Origin of the sequence: Streptococcus sp. DTU_2020_1001019_1_SI_AUS_MUR_006 (genome assembly GCF_032340315.1) — a bacterium.
Taxonomy (GTDB): Bacteria; Bacillota; Bacilli; order Lactobacillales; family Streptococcaceae; genus Streptococcus.
On sequence record NZ_CP135436.1, the window covers coordinates 727,354 to 742,625 of the forward strand.

The 15,272-nt window shown below is 47.8% G+C and carries 16 protein-coding genes and 2 pseudogenes; 6 read left to right on the forward strand and 12 right to left on the reverse strand.

Translation table 11 applies throughout. From position 1 onward, the window contains the following. Positions 1 to 1,797, forward strand: a complete 1,797-nt coding sequence (gene pepF, locus RRU92_RS03700) for an oligoendopeptidase F (RefSeq protein WP_315640472.1) — start codon at positions 1 to 3, stop codon at positions 1,795 to 1,797. Positions 1,798 to 2,032: 235 nt separating this feature from the next. Then, positions 2,033 to 2,287, forward strand: a pseudogene (locus tag RRU92_RS03705) (DUF2785 domain-containing protein); the annotation flags it as partial. Between the two features lie 91 nt (positions 2,288 to 2,378). On the opposite strand, the gene RRU92_RS03710 reads toward RRU92_RS03705, so the two are convergent. Then, positions 2,379 to 3,989, reverse strand: a complete 1,611-nt coding sequence (locus RRU92_RS03710) for a recombinase family protein (protein WP_086433040.1) — start codon at positions 3,987 to 3,989, stop codon at positions 2,379 to 2,381. A gap of 259 nt (positions 3,990 to 4,248) precedes the next feature. On the opposite strand from RRU92_RS03710, the gene RRU92_RS03715 reads away from it, so the two are divergent. After that, positions 4,249 to 4,539 (forward strand): hypothetical protein, encoded by a 291-nt coding sequence (locus RRU92_RS03715; protein ID WP_055300848.1) that lies wholly within the window; start codon positions 4,249 to 4,251, stop codon positions 4,537 to 4,539. Position 4,540: 1 nt separating this feature from the next. Further along, entirely contained in the window at positions 4,541 to 4,732 is a 192-nt protein-coding gene (locus tag RRU92_RS03720) for a helix-turn-helix transcriptional regulator (protein WP_034479912.1), read from the forward strand. A 56-nt stretch (positions 4,733 to 4,788) separates the two neighbouring features. Here the strand turns inward: RRU92_RS03720 and RRU92_RS03725 are convergent, their stop codons facing one another. The 10 genes from RRU92_RS03725 to tet(W) all read right to left on the reverse strand — a co-directional run bounded on the left by RRU92_RS03725 (position 4,789) and on the right by tet(W) (position 13,090). Further along, positions 4,789 to 4,986 (reverse strand): transposon-encoded TnpW family protein, encoded by a 198-nt coding sequence (locus RRU92_RS03725; protein WP_009320846.1) that lies wholly within the window; start codon positions 4,984 to 4,986, stop codon positions 4,789 to 4,791. Further along, positions 4,983 to 5,840 (reverse strand): ATP-binding protein, encoded by an 858-nt coding sequence (locus RRU92_RS03730; protein ID WP_015513106.1) that lies wholly within the window; start codon positions 5,838 to 5,840, stop codon positions 4,983 to 4,985. Before RRU92_RS03730 ends, RRU92_RS03725 begins: the two co-directional genes overlap by 4 nt. Then, entirely contained in the window at positions 5,837 to 6,586 is a 750-nt protein-coding gene (locus RRU92_RS03735; protein ID WP_021610547.1) for a phage replisome organizer N-terminal domain-containing protein, read from the reverse strand. Before RRU92_RS03735 ends, RRU92_RS03730 begins: the two co-directional genes overlap by 4 nt. Continuing rightward, positions 6,576 to 6,788: a hypothetical protein gene (locus RRU92_RS03740; protein ID WP_005927784.1), complete on the reverse strand. Its 213-nt coding sequence runs from the start codon at positions 6,786 to 6,788 to the stop codon at positions 6,576 to 6,578. Before RRU92_RS03740 ends, RRU92_RS03735 begins: the two co-directional genes overlap by 11 nt. Before the next feature lie 184 nt (positions 6,789 to 6,972). Then, on the reverse strand, positions 6,973 to 8,595 hold the full coding sequence (locus RRU92_RS03745) for a relaxase/mobilization nuclease domain-containing protein (protein ID WP_086433041.1): 1,623 nt from the start codon (positions 8,593 to 8,595) through the stop codon (positions 6,973 to 6,975). Beyond that, positions 8,567 to 8,965, reverse strand: coding sequence for a plasmid mobilization protein (locus tag RRU92_RS03750; RefSeq protein WP_034479871.1), 399 nt, complete (start codon positions 8,963 to 8,965; stop codon positions 8,567 to 8,569). The genes RRU92_RS03745 and RRU92_RS03750 overlap by 29 nt, the downstream gene beginning before the upstream one ends. Positions 8,966 to 9,553: 588 nt before the next feature. Continuing rightward, a complete protein-coding gene (locus RRU92_RS03755; RefSeq protein WP_002586615.1) occupies positions 9,554 to 9,766 on the reverse strand; it encodes a helix-turn-helix domain-containing protein in 213 nt (70 codons plus the stop codon). Further along, positions 9,759 to 10,181 (reverse strand): sigma-70 family RNA polymerase sigma factor, encoded by a 423-nt coding sequence (locus RRU92_RS03760; RefSeq protein ID WP_002586616.1) that lies wholly within the window; start codon positions 10,179 to 10,181, stop codon positions 9,759 to 9,761. The genes RRU92_RS03755 and RRU92_RS03760 overlap by 8 nt, the downstream gene beginning before the upstream one ends. A 171-nt stretch (positions 10,182 to 10,352) precedes the next feature. Then, positions 10,353 to 11,120, reverse strand: a complete 768-nt coding sequence (locus RRU92_RS03765; RefSeq protein ID WP_002586626.1) for a class I SAM-dependent methyltransferase — start codon at positions 11,118 to 11,120, stop codon at positions 10,353 to 10,355. Positions 11,121 to 11,170: 50 nt separating this feature from the next. Further along, on the reverse strand, positions 11,171 to 13,090 hold the full coding sequence (tet(W), locus tag RRU92_RS03770; protein ID WP_002586627.1) for a tetracycline resistance ribosomal protection protein Tet(W): 1,920 nt from the start codon (positions 13,088 to 13,090) through the stop codon (positions 11,171 to 11,173). Between the two features lie 639 nt (positions 13,091 to 13,729). On the opposite strand from tet(W), the pseudogene RRU92_RS03775 reads away from it, so the two are divergent. Next, positions 13,730 to 14,284 (forward strand): annotated as a pseudogene (locus tag RRU92_RS03775) (DUF2785 domain-containing protein); the annotation flags it as partial. A 109-nt stretch (positions 14,285 to 14,393) separates the two neighbouring features. Continuing rightward, positions 14,394 to 15,062: an MIP/aquaporin family protein gene (locus RRU92_RS03780; protein WP_315640473.1), complete on the forward strand. Its 669-nt coding sequence runs from the start codon at positions 14,394 to 14,396 to the stop codon at positions 15,060 to 15,062. An 83-nt stretch (positions 15,063 to 15,145) separates the two neighbouring features. Here RRU92_RS03780 and RRU92_RS03785 read toward each other — a convergent pair whose 3' ends face one another. Beyond that, positions 15,146 to 15,268 carry a hypothetical protein gene (locus RRU92_RS03785; RefSeq protein WP_315640475.1) on the reverse strand — a complete coding sequence of 41 codons (123 nt, stop codon included), beginning with the start codon at positions 15,266 to 15,268 and terminating at the stop codon, positions 15,146 to 15,148. Positions 15,269 to 15,272 lie beyond the last annotated feature (4 nt).

Genomic DNA, 15,272 nt, shown 5'->3' on the forward strand with positions numbered 1-15,272 from the left:
ATGGAACAAAAACACCGTTCAGAATTTCCTGAAAAGGAACTTTGGGACTTAACAGCCCTATACCAAGACCGTGAGGATTTCTTGCGTGCCATTGAAAAGGCGAGTGAAGACATCAATCAATTTAGTCGAAATTACAAGGGCAATCTTCACACTTTTGAGGATTTTGAAAAGGCCTTTGCAGAATTGGAACAAATCTACATTCAGATGAGTCATATCGGCAATTACAGCTTTATGCCTCAGACGACAGATTATAGCAATGAAGAGTTTGCTAATATCGCCCAGGCTGGGATGGAGTTTGAGACAGATGCCAGTGTCGCCTTAACCTTCTTTGATGACGCCTTGGTAGAAGCAGATGAAGAAATCTTGGACCGTTTGGGTGAATTGCCACACTTGACGTCGGCTATTCGTCAGGCCAAAATCAAAAAAGCCCACTATCTTGGTGCTGATGTGGAGAAGGCTTTGACCAATCTCGGTGAAGTTTTCTATAGTCCTCAGGATATCTATACTAAAATGCGAGCTGGGGACTTTGAAATGGCTGACTTTGAAGCCCATGGCAAGACCTACAAAAACAGCTTTGTAACCTATGAAAATTTCTACCAAAATCATGAGGATGCTGAAGTCCGTGAGAAATCCTTCCGTTCCTTCTCAGAAGGACTACGCAAGCACCAAAATACGGCTGCAGCAGCCTATCTTGCTCAGGTCAAATCTGAGAAATTGTTGGCAGATATGAAGGGATATGACTCAGTATTTGACTATCTTTTAGCTGAGCAAGAAGTAGATCGTTCCATGTTTGATCGTCAGATTGATCTCATCATGAAGGACTTTGCGCCAGTTGCTCAGCGATATCTCAAGCATGTTGCCAAGGTCAATGGTCTTGAGAAGATGACCTTTGCCGACTGGAAATTGGATTTGGATAGTGCGTTGAATCCAGAGGTTAGCATTGATGATGCCTATGATTTGGTCATGAAGTCGGTAGAACCTTTGGGTCAAGAATACAGTCAAGAAGTTGCTCGCTATCAAGAAGAACGCTGGGTGGACTTTGCTGCTAATAGTGGTAAGGATTCTGGTGGGTATGCAGCTGATCCCTACCGTGTGCATCCATATGTCCTCATGAGCTGGACAGGGCGTTTGAGCGATGTTTATACCTTGATTCATGAAATCGGGCATTCTGGTCAATTCATCTTTTCAGATAATCACCAAAGTTACTTCAATGCTCACATGTCTACCTACTATGTCGAAGCACCGTCAACCTTCAATGAATTGCTTTTAAGTGATTACTTGGAACACCAGTCTGATGATCCACGTCAGAAACGATTTGCTCTTGCTCACCGCTTGACAGATACCTACTTCCATAACTTTATCACCCACCTCTTGGAAGCAGCCTTCCAACGTAAGGTTTATACACTGATTGAAGAAGGGGAGACCTTTGGAGCAAGTAAACTCAATAGCATTATGAAGGAAGTCTTGACAGACTTCTGGGGAGATGCTATTGAAATTGATGACGATGCGGCCTTGACTTGGATGCGCCAAGCTCACTATTACATGGGCTTATATAGCTACACTTACTCAGCTGGACTTGTTATCTCGACAGCTGGTTACCTTCATCTGAAAAACTCTGAGACTGGATCTGAAGACTGGCTCAATCTCCTCAAATCTGGTGGTAGCAAGACACCACTTGAGTCAGCTATGATTATCGGAGCAGATATCTCTACAGATAAACCACTCCGTGATACCATCCAATTCTTGTCTGACACAGTTGATCAGATCATCGCCTACAGTGCCCAGTTGGGAGAGTAGGGGAATAGAAAGGCTGTTTTAGAATAATGCTCCTGGGTTTGTATTGGACTAGCTGTAGCTATTTTCAAAAACGCCGTTGAAGGTCGTGATGTTAAATTTGAACTTGCTGTAGAGCTGCTACTGATAGTTATTTACTTCATTTTAGACCAGTTATCCCAGATTCTATTTCCTTAAGAATTTAATATAAAGTCATCTGCGGATGATTTTTTGACAACTCATAAAAAGAGGTGGGCAGATGTATCCAGAATTGAAAAGAAAAGTAGTAGAAGAAGAACCGAGCTATCATCAAGAAGAAATCCTGTGGTTGCTTGAGCACTTAGGGGATACTAGTCCAGAGATTCGCGATGAATTGGTTTTTACCAGTTTGGCTAGGGGGATTCAAGAAGAGTTATTTACCAAGGAGCAATTTCAGTTGATCGCTGCTGTGATTGTTTCTGATGGTGGACTAGATAAAGAGCTTGATAAGACAGGAGTTTCAACGCTTGAACGTTTATTGATGTGTGATAAAGAAGCAATAGAAGTGTAAAAAATTTTGCCGTTCCTATCCGGCACTTGCGCATTGTGTCGGATAGGTCGGGCGGTTATTCGGGCAAGTCCACCTTGCCAACAAAAGAATAATAAATCTCAATGTCCTGTCTGCGGGTCTTGTTCTCGTCATAGCTGCACTCATGCACAACAATTTTCTCTACAAACTCCCGCAGCAGAGTAGGGGTAAGTTCTTCAAAGCTGGTATGCCGCCGGACAACATTCATAAACTTTTCTGCGTTCACGGTGGCTTCCTGTGCTTTGGAAAGCTCCGCTTGGATAGCGGCGGCTCTTTCTTTCAGTTCCCGTTGCTCTGCTTCATAGTCTGCCGACAGCTCTGTGAAACGCTCGTCTGATATGCGCCCGGTCACGCTGTCCTCATACAGCCGCTTGAAGATAGCGGATAACTCGGCTATTCGTTTCTCGGCGGCTTCCAGTTCCTTTTTCTTGGCGGCGTTCCTGCGCTTGCCCCCGTCCTCGTTCTGCTCAATCAAGAGCTTCATAAACCGGGCTTCATGCTTTGCCGCATAGCTTGTCACTTTTCGCAGATTGGAGAGTACGCCAGCGGTCAAGAGGTCGGTGCGGATAAAGTGCGCCGTACAGTCATGGGTGCGTTTCTTGTAGTTACCGCAGATATAACAGTCCTGCTTGCGCTTGTCCGTCTGGTATCGCTGCTGATACATGACACTGCCGCAGTCCGCACAGAACAGTATGCCGGAGAACAAGCCCACTTCATCATAGCGGTTGGGGCGTTTGCGCTGCTTGCGAAGTTCCTGCACCCGTTCCCATGTCTGGGTGTCTATGATAGGCTCGTGGTGGTTCTCGAAAATCACTTGCTTTTCCAGGGGATTTTCTACACTGTGCTTGACTTTGTAAGAGAGCTTTTCTGTCTTGAAGTTTACCAGACAGCCTGTGTATTCCCGGTTTTCAAGGATATGCACAACGGTATTGGTCGCCCACTTGCACTCATAGCCGGGGTGGTAGCGGCGGGTGCTGCCCGTCCTGCGGTATTCCAGCGTTCCCGGCGTGGGGATTTGCTGCTCTGTGAGCATACGGGCTATCTTGGTCGGACCATTCCCGGCAAGGCAGAAATTGTATATCTGCTTGACTACGGGTGCAGCTTCCTCGTCAATGATGAAATTTTCGTCCTCGTCCATGAGGTAGCCATACACAGGCTTGCTTGTGATAGGCTTGCCACTCATGCCTTTTGAGCGTTTCACTGCTTTGATTTTCTTGCTCGTATCTCTCACCAGCCATTCGTTAAAGATATTCCGCAGCGGGGCAAAATCATTGTCGCCCTGTGCGCTGTCCACTCCGTCATTGATAGCGATGAAGCGGACACCTTTCTGTGGGAAAATCATTTCCGTGTACATTCCCACTTGCAGGTAGTTTCGCCCTAACCTCGACATATCCTTTACGATAACTGTCCCGACTTTTCCGGCTTCAATGTCCGCAAGCATGGCTTGAAAACCGGGTCTTTGAAAGTTCGCACCAGAATAACCGTCGTCCGTGTACCAGCGCAGATTGGAAAAGCCGTTCTGCTTTGCATAGGTTTCAAGGATACGCTTCTGATTGGAAATGGAATTGCTCTCGCCCTGCAGCTCGTCCTCATGGGAAAGTCTTGGGTAAAGGGCGGTAATTGGTTGTTGGTTGGTCTGTCTTAACATAAAATCCTCCGTTTCCGACAGCCAGCCCCACTATTCCGTACCTTGATTGTACCACATGGGGCGGCTGTCTGTATAGGGTTTTCGCTTCTTTATAGCTTGTAATAATGACGATTTTTTCTTTTAAGGTTTGTCGCTCAATGATATTTCAAAAAACAAAATGTCAAAAACTCTTGACATTTTGCAACTGTTCTGATATTATCAAAGTGTCAAAAGTATTTGACATTTGATTCTAAACAAATCTTGAAAGGAGCGAAGTATTATGCCAGTAGGTGCAATGATTTTTTTAGGAGTTGTTTTGGCTGTGTTTACAGTTTTAGACATTTTTATGTTGGTAACACTTCTAAAACCGGGAGATGAACGCAATCAAATTATCGTATGGAAAGCCAGTTCCTTTACTCTGTTAGGCGTGGTTGGAGCAAATATTTTAACTGTCATTGAAAAGTTTGTAACTGCACAACCTCTTACTCAAAATCCTTTTGTACAGTTGGAAGTTTTCGCTATTATGTATTTTGTTTCCCTCATGTATTACAAGAGAAAGCATAGTGGTTGATATGGAAAATATAATCCGAAATAAACGAAAAGAATTAGGCTTATCACAAGAGGAATTAGCTAAAAAATGCGGCGTTTCCCGTCAAACGGTCAATGCAATAGAAAATAACAAGTATGACCCAACACTTGCTTTAGCCTTTTGTCTTGCCAAAGAATTACAAATAACTGTTGACGAATTATTCATACCCTCATAATCCTTTGTTGAAAAGCGGTCACGCCGGGAAGCATGACCGCTTTTCCATGTCATCACTTATGCGCTGAACGGTGGCGTATGTCCGGCAGCAGCTTCCGCTTCCAGCACTTTCATCATCTTGTCGGCTGCGGTGTCGGTTGCGCCCTGCTTGAAGAAGCCGGAAACGGTAAGGACGGAGTTGCCCATGCGGATTTCCGTTACACAGTCCGGGCGGCGGTCTGTTTTGGTGGTGCTTGTCTGTTTGGTTTCTGTCATAGGCTCTCCTTTCGCTGCTTCATCAGTTGCTTTAATCGTTCCAGCTTTTCCTGTGCGGTTTCCTTTCGGAAGTTGCTACCCGTGAAGCGGACGGGGGCGCACATGGAAGTCAGCCTGTCATAGATACGGGCGTGGGGCGTGTCCTGCGGGTGCTGCAATTCCTCCAGCGTGAGGTTGGTCGTGGCGATCAGCGGCTTGCCGCTTCGGTAACGGCTGTCAATCACGCTATAAACCTGTTCCAGCCCGTATTCTGTCCCTCGCTCCATACCGAAATCATCAAGTATCAGCAGGGGGTAGCTGCAAAGGCGGGAAATATACTCATTCCTGCCCTCAAAGCTGGCGGCAAGGTCATTGAGTATTGTTGCAAAGTTTGTCATGCAGACGGCAACCTCTTTTTCCATAAGGGCGTTGGCGATACAGGCGGCAAGGTAGCTTTTTCCTGTCCCCACGCCGCCCCAGAACAGGTAGCCGATATTTTCAGCCTGCATGGTTTCCCAGCTCTCCACATAAAAACGGGCGGTTGCGGTCTGCGGGTTTCTGCCGTTGTCATGCTCAAATGTCCAGTTCCGCATAGCAGGGTCGGTAAAGCCCCGGCGTTTCAAGTCCTCCACTGTTTCAAGGTGCTTCTGTCGGCTTTCAGCGGCTTCCCGTTTTTCACGGGCTGCCCGCTGGCAGTCGCACTCTGTCGGGTGTCGGTCATGCCCTAACCATTGGGCGGTTTCTTTTGAAAAATAGGCTTCTTTGGGCGTATGGCACTTGCCGCAGTATAAAAGCCCGTCCTCGCCTGTGTAGTCCTCCGCTTCGGCGGTAGTGGCTGTAATGTCCGTAATCATAGCTTCAATCCCGTTTCTCATAAGCTCTCGCCCTCCTTGCATGAATAATCGGGTATGCCCTGTTTCGGGGCAGCCTTGCCTTTGGCAGCGTCCTCCTGCGCCCACTTGTAAATGGTGGCTGCATGGCTGTGGTACTGCTTCCCGGTGGAAGCGATATGGCAGGAAAGCCGGTCAATATAATACTCCCACTTGTCGGGCAGCTCTGTTTTCAACCCGGAAAGCTCTGTATCGGTCAGTATCACATTGTTGTATCTGCCATAAGCGGCGGGGGCGGGGTGTCCCGTTTCTCCCTCTCTCTCTTTTTCTATCTTTATCTCTTTCTCTAACTCTATCTCTATCTCTGGTGGACGAATGTCGGACAAATGTCCGCCTTTTGTCCGGGACGGTAAAAGTGCCTTGTTTTCCAGCCTTGCAGCCCGTTTCCTTTCGGCTTCGGTAGAGGACTGTCCTATCATCAGTTCAATGTCGGTCATATAGAAAGCCCCGCTGTCAAGCTGCTCCACAAGCCCCAACTGCCGGAAAATCTCTAAAGCCCTCTCAACCGTCCCTATCTGGTGGCGGGTCAGTGTCGCTATCATCTGTGCTGTGTAGGGGATATGCTCGTCAAGCTGCAACTTCCCGCCGTTTTTCAGCGATTTTAAGTACAGCTTCAAGAGGATATTGGAATATAAAATTCCGTCTTTCATATCTTCCAGCAGCACAATGGAGTCGCTGTCAAAAAAGTTCTCTTTCAGCTTGAGGTAGTAATACTTGCGGTTATCTGCCATTGTCCCTGTCCTCCTTTTTCCGGCGTTTGGAGTAGTAGCGGGGGCAGAGTATGATAACCGCCCGGAAGCTCTGCTTGCAGCTATGGGTACAGCCCCGGCAGAGGTCGTTGTATGTGATACGGTCGCAGGTGGTATTTCCGACTTTTACTTGCCGCAGGAAAAAAGACCATTCCAGCCGCCGTTTCTTGCTCATTCTTGGCATGGGTGCGCTCCTTTCTGCCGTTTCCGCTGGTGTGGCGGTATCGGCGGTAATTCTGTATCATCTCGGTATCATTTTCGGGGTTTTTCTGCCCTGTAAGCCCGTTAAAAAATCCTTTGGTATTGCGGATAGGGTACGGGGCAGCCCCCTTGTTCTGTATGGGTTCGGGTACATTTTGGGGTGGTTTTTATCGCTCCTGTTCCTGCCTTTTCACAGGCTTGCGTTCCCGGCGTAAAATCTGGTCGATATTGCCCTTGACAGTCTGTAAGCGGCGGTATTCCTCCCGTTTTGCCCGGTAATCGTTGTAGCCGCTGTTTTTCTCTTGGATAAGGCTTTCAATCTCTGCTTGCAGGGCTTTATAGCTCGGCAGCTTGGAAATGCCGTTCTCCCTGAAATAACGGGCGGCTGCGTCTGCTATGATAAAGTCGCTTTCGTGCTTCTGACGGTAGGCTGCTTTTGCTTTGGCGTTTTTCTGCTGTTTCAGCCCGTCCCGGACAGGGCGGGTCTTGGAATAGGCAAGCACCTGCCGTTGCAGCTCCTTTTTCCCGTTCAGCGTCTTTTCCACCTGCTTCAGCTCTGTAAGGCTTTCCTGCATGGCGGCATAAGCGGCAGAACAGGCTTCGTCCAGTTCCTCCGGGGAAGAAAAGCCATACTGCTGATAGGCGGTAACGGTAGCTGCCATTTGCTTTAGGTTGTGCTTTGCCGCCCAGCGGTCATAGCCCACGCCCTTGCCCTCGGCTCGCTTGGCTTCCCGGTCAACCATGCGCTGCAAGGTGTTGTCTGCCGGGGTGGTTTTTGCGGCTTTTTCCTCCCGCAAGCGTTCCTTTTGGGTGTGTGGGTATTCGGGTATGTCTGTGGTCTGTTCGGCGGCTCTGTGGGCGTTCTGCGTGAGCAGGGCAAGGACAGCAGCCTTGTCAAAATCGTCCCCCAGCTTCCGGGCTGTGATAGGCTTTGTCCTGTCCGGCGTGAGGTAGGAAAGCCGCCCCCGGCTCTCCTTGACGGTCACGCCCTCCCGCAGCAAAAGGGAAGAAAACTCGTCAAAGCTGGTAGCTTGGGAAAGTGCCTGCCGTATCGTCCGGCGCAGCTTCGCCTTGTCCGTTTCAAACTTGGTGGGCTTGGTCGGCTGTCCTGCGGCTTCTCTGGCAGCGTTCTCTTTATCAAGGGCAAGCTGCCCTTTCTTTGCCGCCCAGTATTCCCGTTCCGTTATCCGTTCCTTGCTGCCGTTCAAAAGGTCGATTTGGTAAAGCCCCTCCCGGTGGCACATCTCCATGACTTCACTCTTGAAATATTCCATAGCGGCATTGGTGCAGCGGTGCTTGCAGCCCTCCCGTGTGTCGGCTGGTCTGTCCATGTAGGGCAGAAGCGGGACTTCATAAATCCGCAGGGAGTTGAGGACGATATGCACATGGATATTGCCGCTGTGGTTATGCCCGTCCGGGTGGGTGCATACAAGGGCTTGGTGTCCGGGGAAATGCTCGGCACAAAATTCCTCGCCCAATGCTTGCGCCCGGTCTACGGTCAAGCCGTTGTCTGTCCCGTCCCGTGGGTCAAAGCTGATGATATAGTGGTGGCTTTTCACATCTTCCCGTTTTTGGTTTTTCTCATAGCGGAGATTGGCTCGCATACAGGCAACAGCGAAATCCTCGCCCCCGCAGTTAAGGGAAGAAATGCGGTAATCCTCCCTCGGTATCAGCCGCCCGTTTTCATCAAGGGTGGGCTTCATGGTAAACTCGTCATGCTCAAATGTGAGGTAGGCTTCCGCTGCACCATAGTCGGCATTTTTAGAGCTGATATGTTTGAATGTTGCCAACAGCGTCACCCACTTTCTGCAAGACTTCAAACTTTAGGGCAGCAAGGTCGGAAACCGCCGCCCGTACCTCCCCGGCAAGCTGCGGGTAGGGGCTGTGCCACTCGTTCAGCGTCCGGGCTATCTGGTTTAAGTTGCCGCCGATCCTGCCGTATTCGGCGGTCAGCTTCCCGACAGCGGCAAGCAGCTCGTCGTTGACGGGGGAAACGGTTATGATGGGGCGTATGGCTGCCCCGGTTATGGCTTGCCGGATAAACTCGGCTTGGCTCATGTTGCAGGCAGAAAGCCTTTCCGCAAACTCGGCGTATTCTTCCTCGGTCATGCGTGTCTTGACTACCCGGCTGCGGTGCGGCGTGTTGTATCGTTTTCGCATGGTAAAACCTCCTTTCTGTGCGTGGTGTCCTCTCACTAATAGGAGAAAAACGGGGTGTGAAGCGGAACTGTTTTTGAAAAATCCGAAAAAATATTTTGAGGGATTTTTAAGCGGCGCAAGCCGCATAAGCAGGGTTTGGGGAAGGCACTCCCCAACAAGATTCCCGCAGGGGCAAAATGAGCGAAAAGCGAATTTTGGTACTGCGGTAGAATCTTGCTCTCCGTGACTGCAAACTTTCTCTCACTTCCGTCCGCCACTTTTTTGGAAAACTGCAACCACAAAAGTTTGTTTCTCTTTTTCTGCTACTACTAATCCTGTAAAGGGCATTCCTGCCCGCTTTCGCTAAAATGACACCGGACGCAGTGGTTTCTACCCGGTGTTGGAGAAATCCTTTCTCTTTGCCCTCTACTACGGGTAAATGCTCCAAATGCCAAACACCAGGGCAGAAAAATTCCCTCCTCGCTTACTACTACAACCGGCAGGGGGCAAAATGGCCGGGAGCGGAGCCGGACAACAAAAAAAGCAGTAAATCTTTTTCAAGACTTACTGCTTTCGCTGGCCGCGTCGGTGGCGGCTGGTATTCAGTTTTTATGACTTGTCCGGTGGTTCGTCAAGCCGGAACTTGAATTGACAGTCAATTAACCGCTGCTTTACATAGTCCTCCACCTCGGCGTTGACCTGCCCGTTCACTTTTGAGAAATAGCGGATATATCCGGCGTAGTGGAGCAGGACAGCGTTCACGGCTTCTGGGTCGCCCTCACGGGCTTTGAGGATTGTTTCATAGGGGAGAAGTCTACTCATACCGGCTCACCCCCATTTCTTCGCGTAGCCGCTGCAAGGCAAGCTGGATATGCCGCCCCGCTGTGCTGCGTGACCGGCCAATACACGCGCCGATCACGCGCTGCGGCTGGCGCAGAAAGTAATAGCGCAGGATTTCTTCCCGCGTCTGCTCCGGCAAAACAGAGATCGCGTCGGCAAGGGCGGCGTTGCAGAGCAGGACGGTCTGACCGCAGACGGTAAATGGGTATTCCTCGTCCGGCTCCGACGCGGCAAACTGGACAAACTTCTCGTTCATCAGATAGTCAAGGGAAACTTGCCGTTCCCATTGCCGTTTAAGCTTCAAAATCTTGTCCAAGGCGGCACAGCGGATAACAGTCTTGCAAAAGGCGTTGTACCTGCGCTGGATATATTCTTGATAGGCTATCTGGTCGGTCATGGAAATTCCCCTTTCTGAATAATAGTGCGGGGCGGTGGCACTTCTTGCTGTCGCCCCTTGATTGCCTACCAGCAAAGGCGGGCGGGGCTGTCAACGGCTGCGCATATGCGCCGTTCATCTTGACCGTTGACTGGCTCGGCTGGGTTTGCTATTTACCCGACAAACTTGAATTTATTTTAAGCTATCACGTTTTACCTTCTTAAGCCTTACTATCATTACCATAGGAATTTCTTTGTTGGTTTTAAAACATTCTTCATAAAATCCATCAATGACAAATCCAGCTCTAAAACAAAGGTTAAAAATATCTTGTATGGAACGATGATAATAAATCTGCTCTTTCGGTTGCCCTTCAATCGCTATATCATAGTAACTGTGCGGTGTCATATATTTTTCAGTCAACGTGACAAAACAAGGGTGTTGCGTTGCAAAGACAAAAATTCCGCTTTCCTGCAACAGTTCATAAACAGCCATAAGAAGTGGTTCAATATCCGTAATATCCATAATTGCCATATTAGAAACTGCTTTCGTAAAGGCTCGATTTCTTTTTAATTCTAATATACTTTTTCTATCGGTCGCATCCGCCACACAAAATTCAATTTGTTTTGCATATTGTGATTGCCGTCTTTTAGCCAATTCTATCATTTTTTTGCTGTAATCAAAAGCGACAACCGAAGCGCCTCTTTGTGCAAGATACGAAGAATAATTTCCATTGCCACACGCAATATCCAAAATGTAATCCGCAGGATTAGGAGATAGAAGTTCCGTTACTTTGGGACGCACTACCTCTCTGTGAAATTCATTAGATTCGTCACCCATTGCATTATCCCAAAATTGTGCGTTCTCCTCCCAGATTTTTTTACTTTCCTCTGTTCCCATGTTCTCTCCCACTCCCCAAATTTGCTTTTTTGCTTCCATTAAATCTTCCTTACTATATTCCATTGTTACCCTCCATAACTTCTGATTGTTGCCGTCTTGACGATTATGTATCTTTACATTACCTTCTGAAACATATGGCGCACCTTGTCCAGGCGGCTGTTTGGACGGCGGGGCTGGATGACCGGCTGACCGACAGCGGCCTGATATCCTTTCAGCTCTGTAAGGCATACGCTCCGCCCGTTGGTGTAAAAGGCCAGATCAGTACGGTATGCCTGTATACAGCGGGCGGGAATCTCGCCAGTAAAGACAACTTCATCCTTTTTTACCTGGGCCGTTTCGATGGTGGCACAGTATTTCGGTGCATCATGATAAGCCCTGGAAAGGTATTCCTGGGGCGCATAGAGGATGAAGGAGAGATAAGGTTCCAGCAGCTGCGTCCCCGATTCCTTCAATGCCTGTTCCAATACAATCGGGGCCAATGAGCGGAAGTCCGCCGGCGTGCTGACCGGACTGTAATAAAGCCCGTATTCAAAGCAAATCTTACAGTCCGTTACGTTCCAGCCGAACAAGCCCTGCTCCAGCCCGTAACGGATACCATCCCTGACAGCGTTTTGAAAACTCTGGTTCAAGTATCCCAGCGAAACCCGGCTCTCGTATTGTACACCGGAGCCAAGCGAGAGTGGTGTAACAGACAGTCCTATGGATGCCCAAAACGGGTTGGGCGGCACCTCGATATGGATGGTGTGGCTGGCTGCTTTGAGCGGCCGCTCCATATAAATGACGGAGGGTTCCTTTACCACTGTTTCAAGCTTGTATTTTTCCGACAGCAAAGCGGAAACAACCTCCAACTGCACCCGGCCCAAAAAAGAAAGAATGATCTCATGGGTGATGGAATCCACTTCGCAACGCAAAAGCGGGTCAGTATCCGCAAGTTGCGTAAGAGCGTCCAGCAGCCGTTCTCTTTGCGCTGCCGTTTTCGGCGCAATCGTCGTCCGCAGCATGGGGAGGGGGTCCTCGCGCCACCTTTTACGAGGGAGCCGGGTTTGGTCCCCTAATACATCGTTTAACCTCACGCTGTCGCTGGGAAGGATAACAATTTCACCCTGATAAGCGGTGTCTGTCCGAACAATTTCCCCTTTGGATGGAATACGCATCTCTGTGATTTTCAGCTTTTCTCTCCCGGCCAGGGCCACCGTATCCCGCAGGCGCAGCGTTCCGCTGTATAACCGTAGATAGACACGCCGCTGGCCGCAATCGGTGTACTCAACCTTGAAAACGCTGCCGCATAGGGCGGCGCCCCCCTGTTCCCCAATCGGTTGGAACAGCCCTGTCACCGCATCCATCAACGGTTGAATGCCAAGGCCATTTTTGGCGCTGCCATGATAGACTGGGAACAGGGAGGCGTCTTGAACCCGCTGCTGTTCCTCCCGCGCAAGTTTTTCCCGGCTGATTGGTTCTCCTGCGATATACTTTTCCAATAATTCATCGTTATTTTCGATGACCGCATCCCATGCTTCTATGTCGGTATTTTCCTCCAGGACTATTTCCGGGGACAGCGACACCGTCTGCTTGATGATAATATCGGCGGAGAGCTTATCCCGAACAGACTGAACCACGCTCTGCAAATCAACGCCAGCCTGGTCGATCTTGTTGATAAAGATAACGGTGGGAATGTTCATTTTCCGCAGGGCATGGAACAGAATACGGGTCTGGGCCTGCACGCCATCTTTAGCGGAGATCACCAAGATGGCCCCATCTAAAACAGCCAAAGAGCGGTACACCTCCGCCAAAAAATCCATGTGGCCGGGCGTATCCACAATGTTAACTTTACATCTGTGCCACTGGAAGGAAGTGACTGCCGCTTGAATGGTAATCCCACGCTGCCGCTCCAAAAACATGGTGTCCGTCCTCGTTGTCCCTTTTTCGACGCTCCCCGGTTCTGAAATGGCTCCGCTGGCATATAGCAGGCTCTCCGTCAAGGTCGTCTTTCCAGCGTCTACATGGGCAAGAATTCCAATATTGATTATTTTCATGTGATTGTCCTCCCTTTACAGCCCCAAAGGGCATAAAAATCCCCAGCAGTAAAATACTTTTACCACTGGGGATTATAAGTTGCGGACATACACATATACAGCATACACCTGTTTGTGATTGCTGTTTTTGGGGATATGTCAAAATTGATAAGGCAAAAGTATTCTTAAATTGGGTACAAAAAACTAAGCCCCTACAAAAGGAGCTATCATAATCCTTTGTTCCCACTATTTGATTATAGTTTTATTTAAGAATACCTTGCCGCATATTTTTTACTCCTTTTCTGGATTAAATCATTGTATCACATCAGTTTTAGGAAAGCAAGTACCTAAAAGAAATTTTTCTTCCCCTTATATGTAACAATCATACCGGCTTCCTAGCGTTCAGAATGTTTTCTGCTGTCTGCTGTGGTGTTTGGTTGGAATTGTCCAACCAAAAGCCGATCCGTGGTGTTGTCTGCATTTTACTAAATACAAATTCAATGTATACAGAAAGATATAAGGAGTGGGAGGGATTCCGCCGTAGTTGGCATTGTAGGAAAATCCAAAAGTTTAGATTTTCCCACAATGCTTATCTTTTGGTCTTTGGTTCGGAATAGTGTAGTGCTGGCGGTCTATCTCTTGTTTTCGGTTGCTTGCTTCCTTACCGTACATGAGCATTCTTTTAGGGCACTTATTTATGCCAATCTCTTATCTGCCGATGGCAATGAACAGTCTCTTTTTTATCGAGAGCTTAAAACTGATATCAGAAATACGTTGCTCGATCAAGGGTTGCATTACCTTGAAAAAGAAGAGGATACGACAGGTTTTTCAAGTCAATATGGTTGGGTGCATGCTTTTGCTCATGGGGCTGATCTTTTGACTGAAGTTGTTTGTCATCCAGACTTTTCTAAAAATAGAGTTCATGAAGTATTTGACATACTTGGCCAACTATTTAAAAGAATTTCGGTTCGATTTATAGATGATGAGGACTGGCGCTTGGCCAGAGTCCTTTACGAACCTATTTTGCAAGGCAAGGTGGAGCAAGCGACACTGGCTTCTTGGATAAAATCACTTGATTTCCCGATAGAAGAGAGGGAAGATTTTTATAAATTTTCCAATTTCAGATCCTGTCTCTTAGAAGTCTATGTTCAACTCGACCAGAGAAATAATTTACAAGATGACTTGAAAGAAGCTATTCAATCTTTTCAATATTAGATTTCGACTATTAAATGTGAAAACTTACACAAAATTTGCAAGCACATTTCTTGAAACCCTTTCCTTCTTCTGATAGACTAATACATAGTTTGAAAAAAGGAGATTTAACATGAAAAAATTTGTTGCTGAATTAATCGGTACTTTTATGCTTGTGTTCATCGGAACAGGAGCTGTTGTTTTTGGAAATGGTGTTGAAGGACTTGGACACCTTGGGATTGCTCTTGCTTTTGGTTTGGCAATCGTAGTCGCAGCCTTCTCAATCGGAACTGTTTCAGGTGCTCACTTGAACCCAGCTGTTTCTATCGCTATGTTTGTTAACAAACGTTTGTCATCTTCAGAGCTTGTAAACTACATCCTCGGTCAAGTGGTTGGTGCTTTCCTTGCATCAGGATCTGTATTGTTCCTCTTGGCAAATTCAGGTATGTCAACTGCAAGTCTTGGTGAAAATGCCTTGGCAAACGGTGTAACTGTCTTTGGTGGTTTCTTGTTTGAAACAATTGCAACTTTCTTGTTTGTTTTGGTCATCATGACTGTAACTTCAGCAAGTAAAGGTAATGGCGCAATTGCTGGTTTGGTCATCGGTTTGTCATTGACAGCTTTGATTCTAGCTGGCTTGAACATTACTGGGCTTTCAGTAAACCCAGCTCGTAGCTTGGCTCCTGCTGTCTTGGTAGGTGGCGCAGCCCTTCAACAAGTTTGGATTTTCATCCTTGCACCAATCGTTGGTGGAGTTCTTGCAGCTCTTGTTGCTAAAAATTTCCTTGGAACTGAAGAATAATTGAAACTCAAAAAGCCTTGCTCCTCAGCTTGAGGAACAGGGCTTTTTCGTATTATACTCTTCGAAAATCTCTTCAAACTACGTCAGCTTCCATCTGCAACCTCAAAACAGTGTTTTGAGCTGACTTCGTCAGTTTTATCTACAACCTCAAAGCAGTGCTTTGAGCAACCTGCGGCTAGCTTCTTAGTTTGCTCTTTGATTTTCATTGAG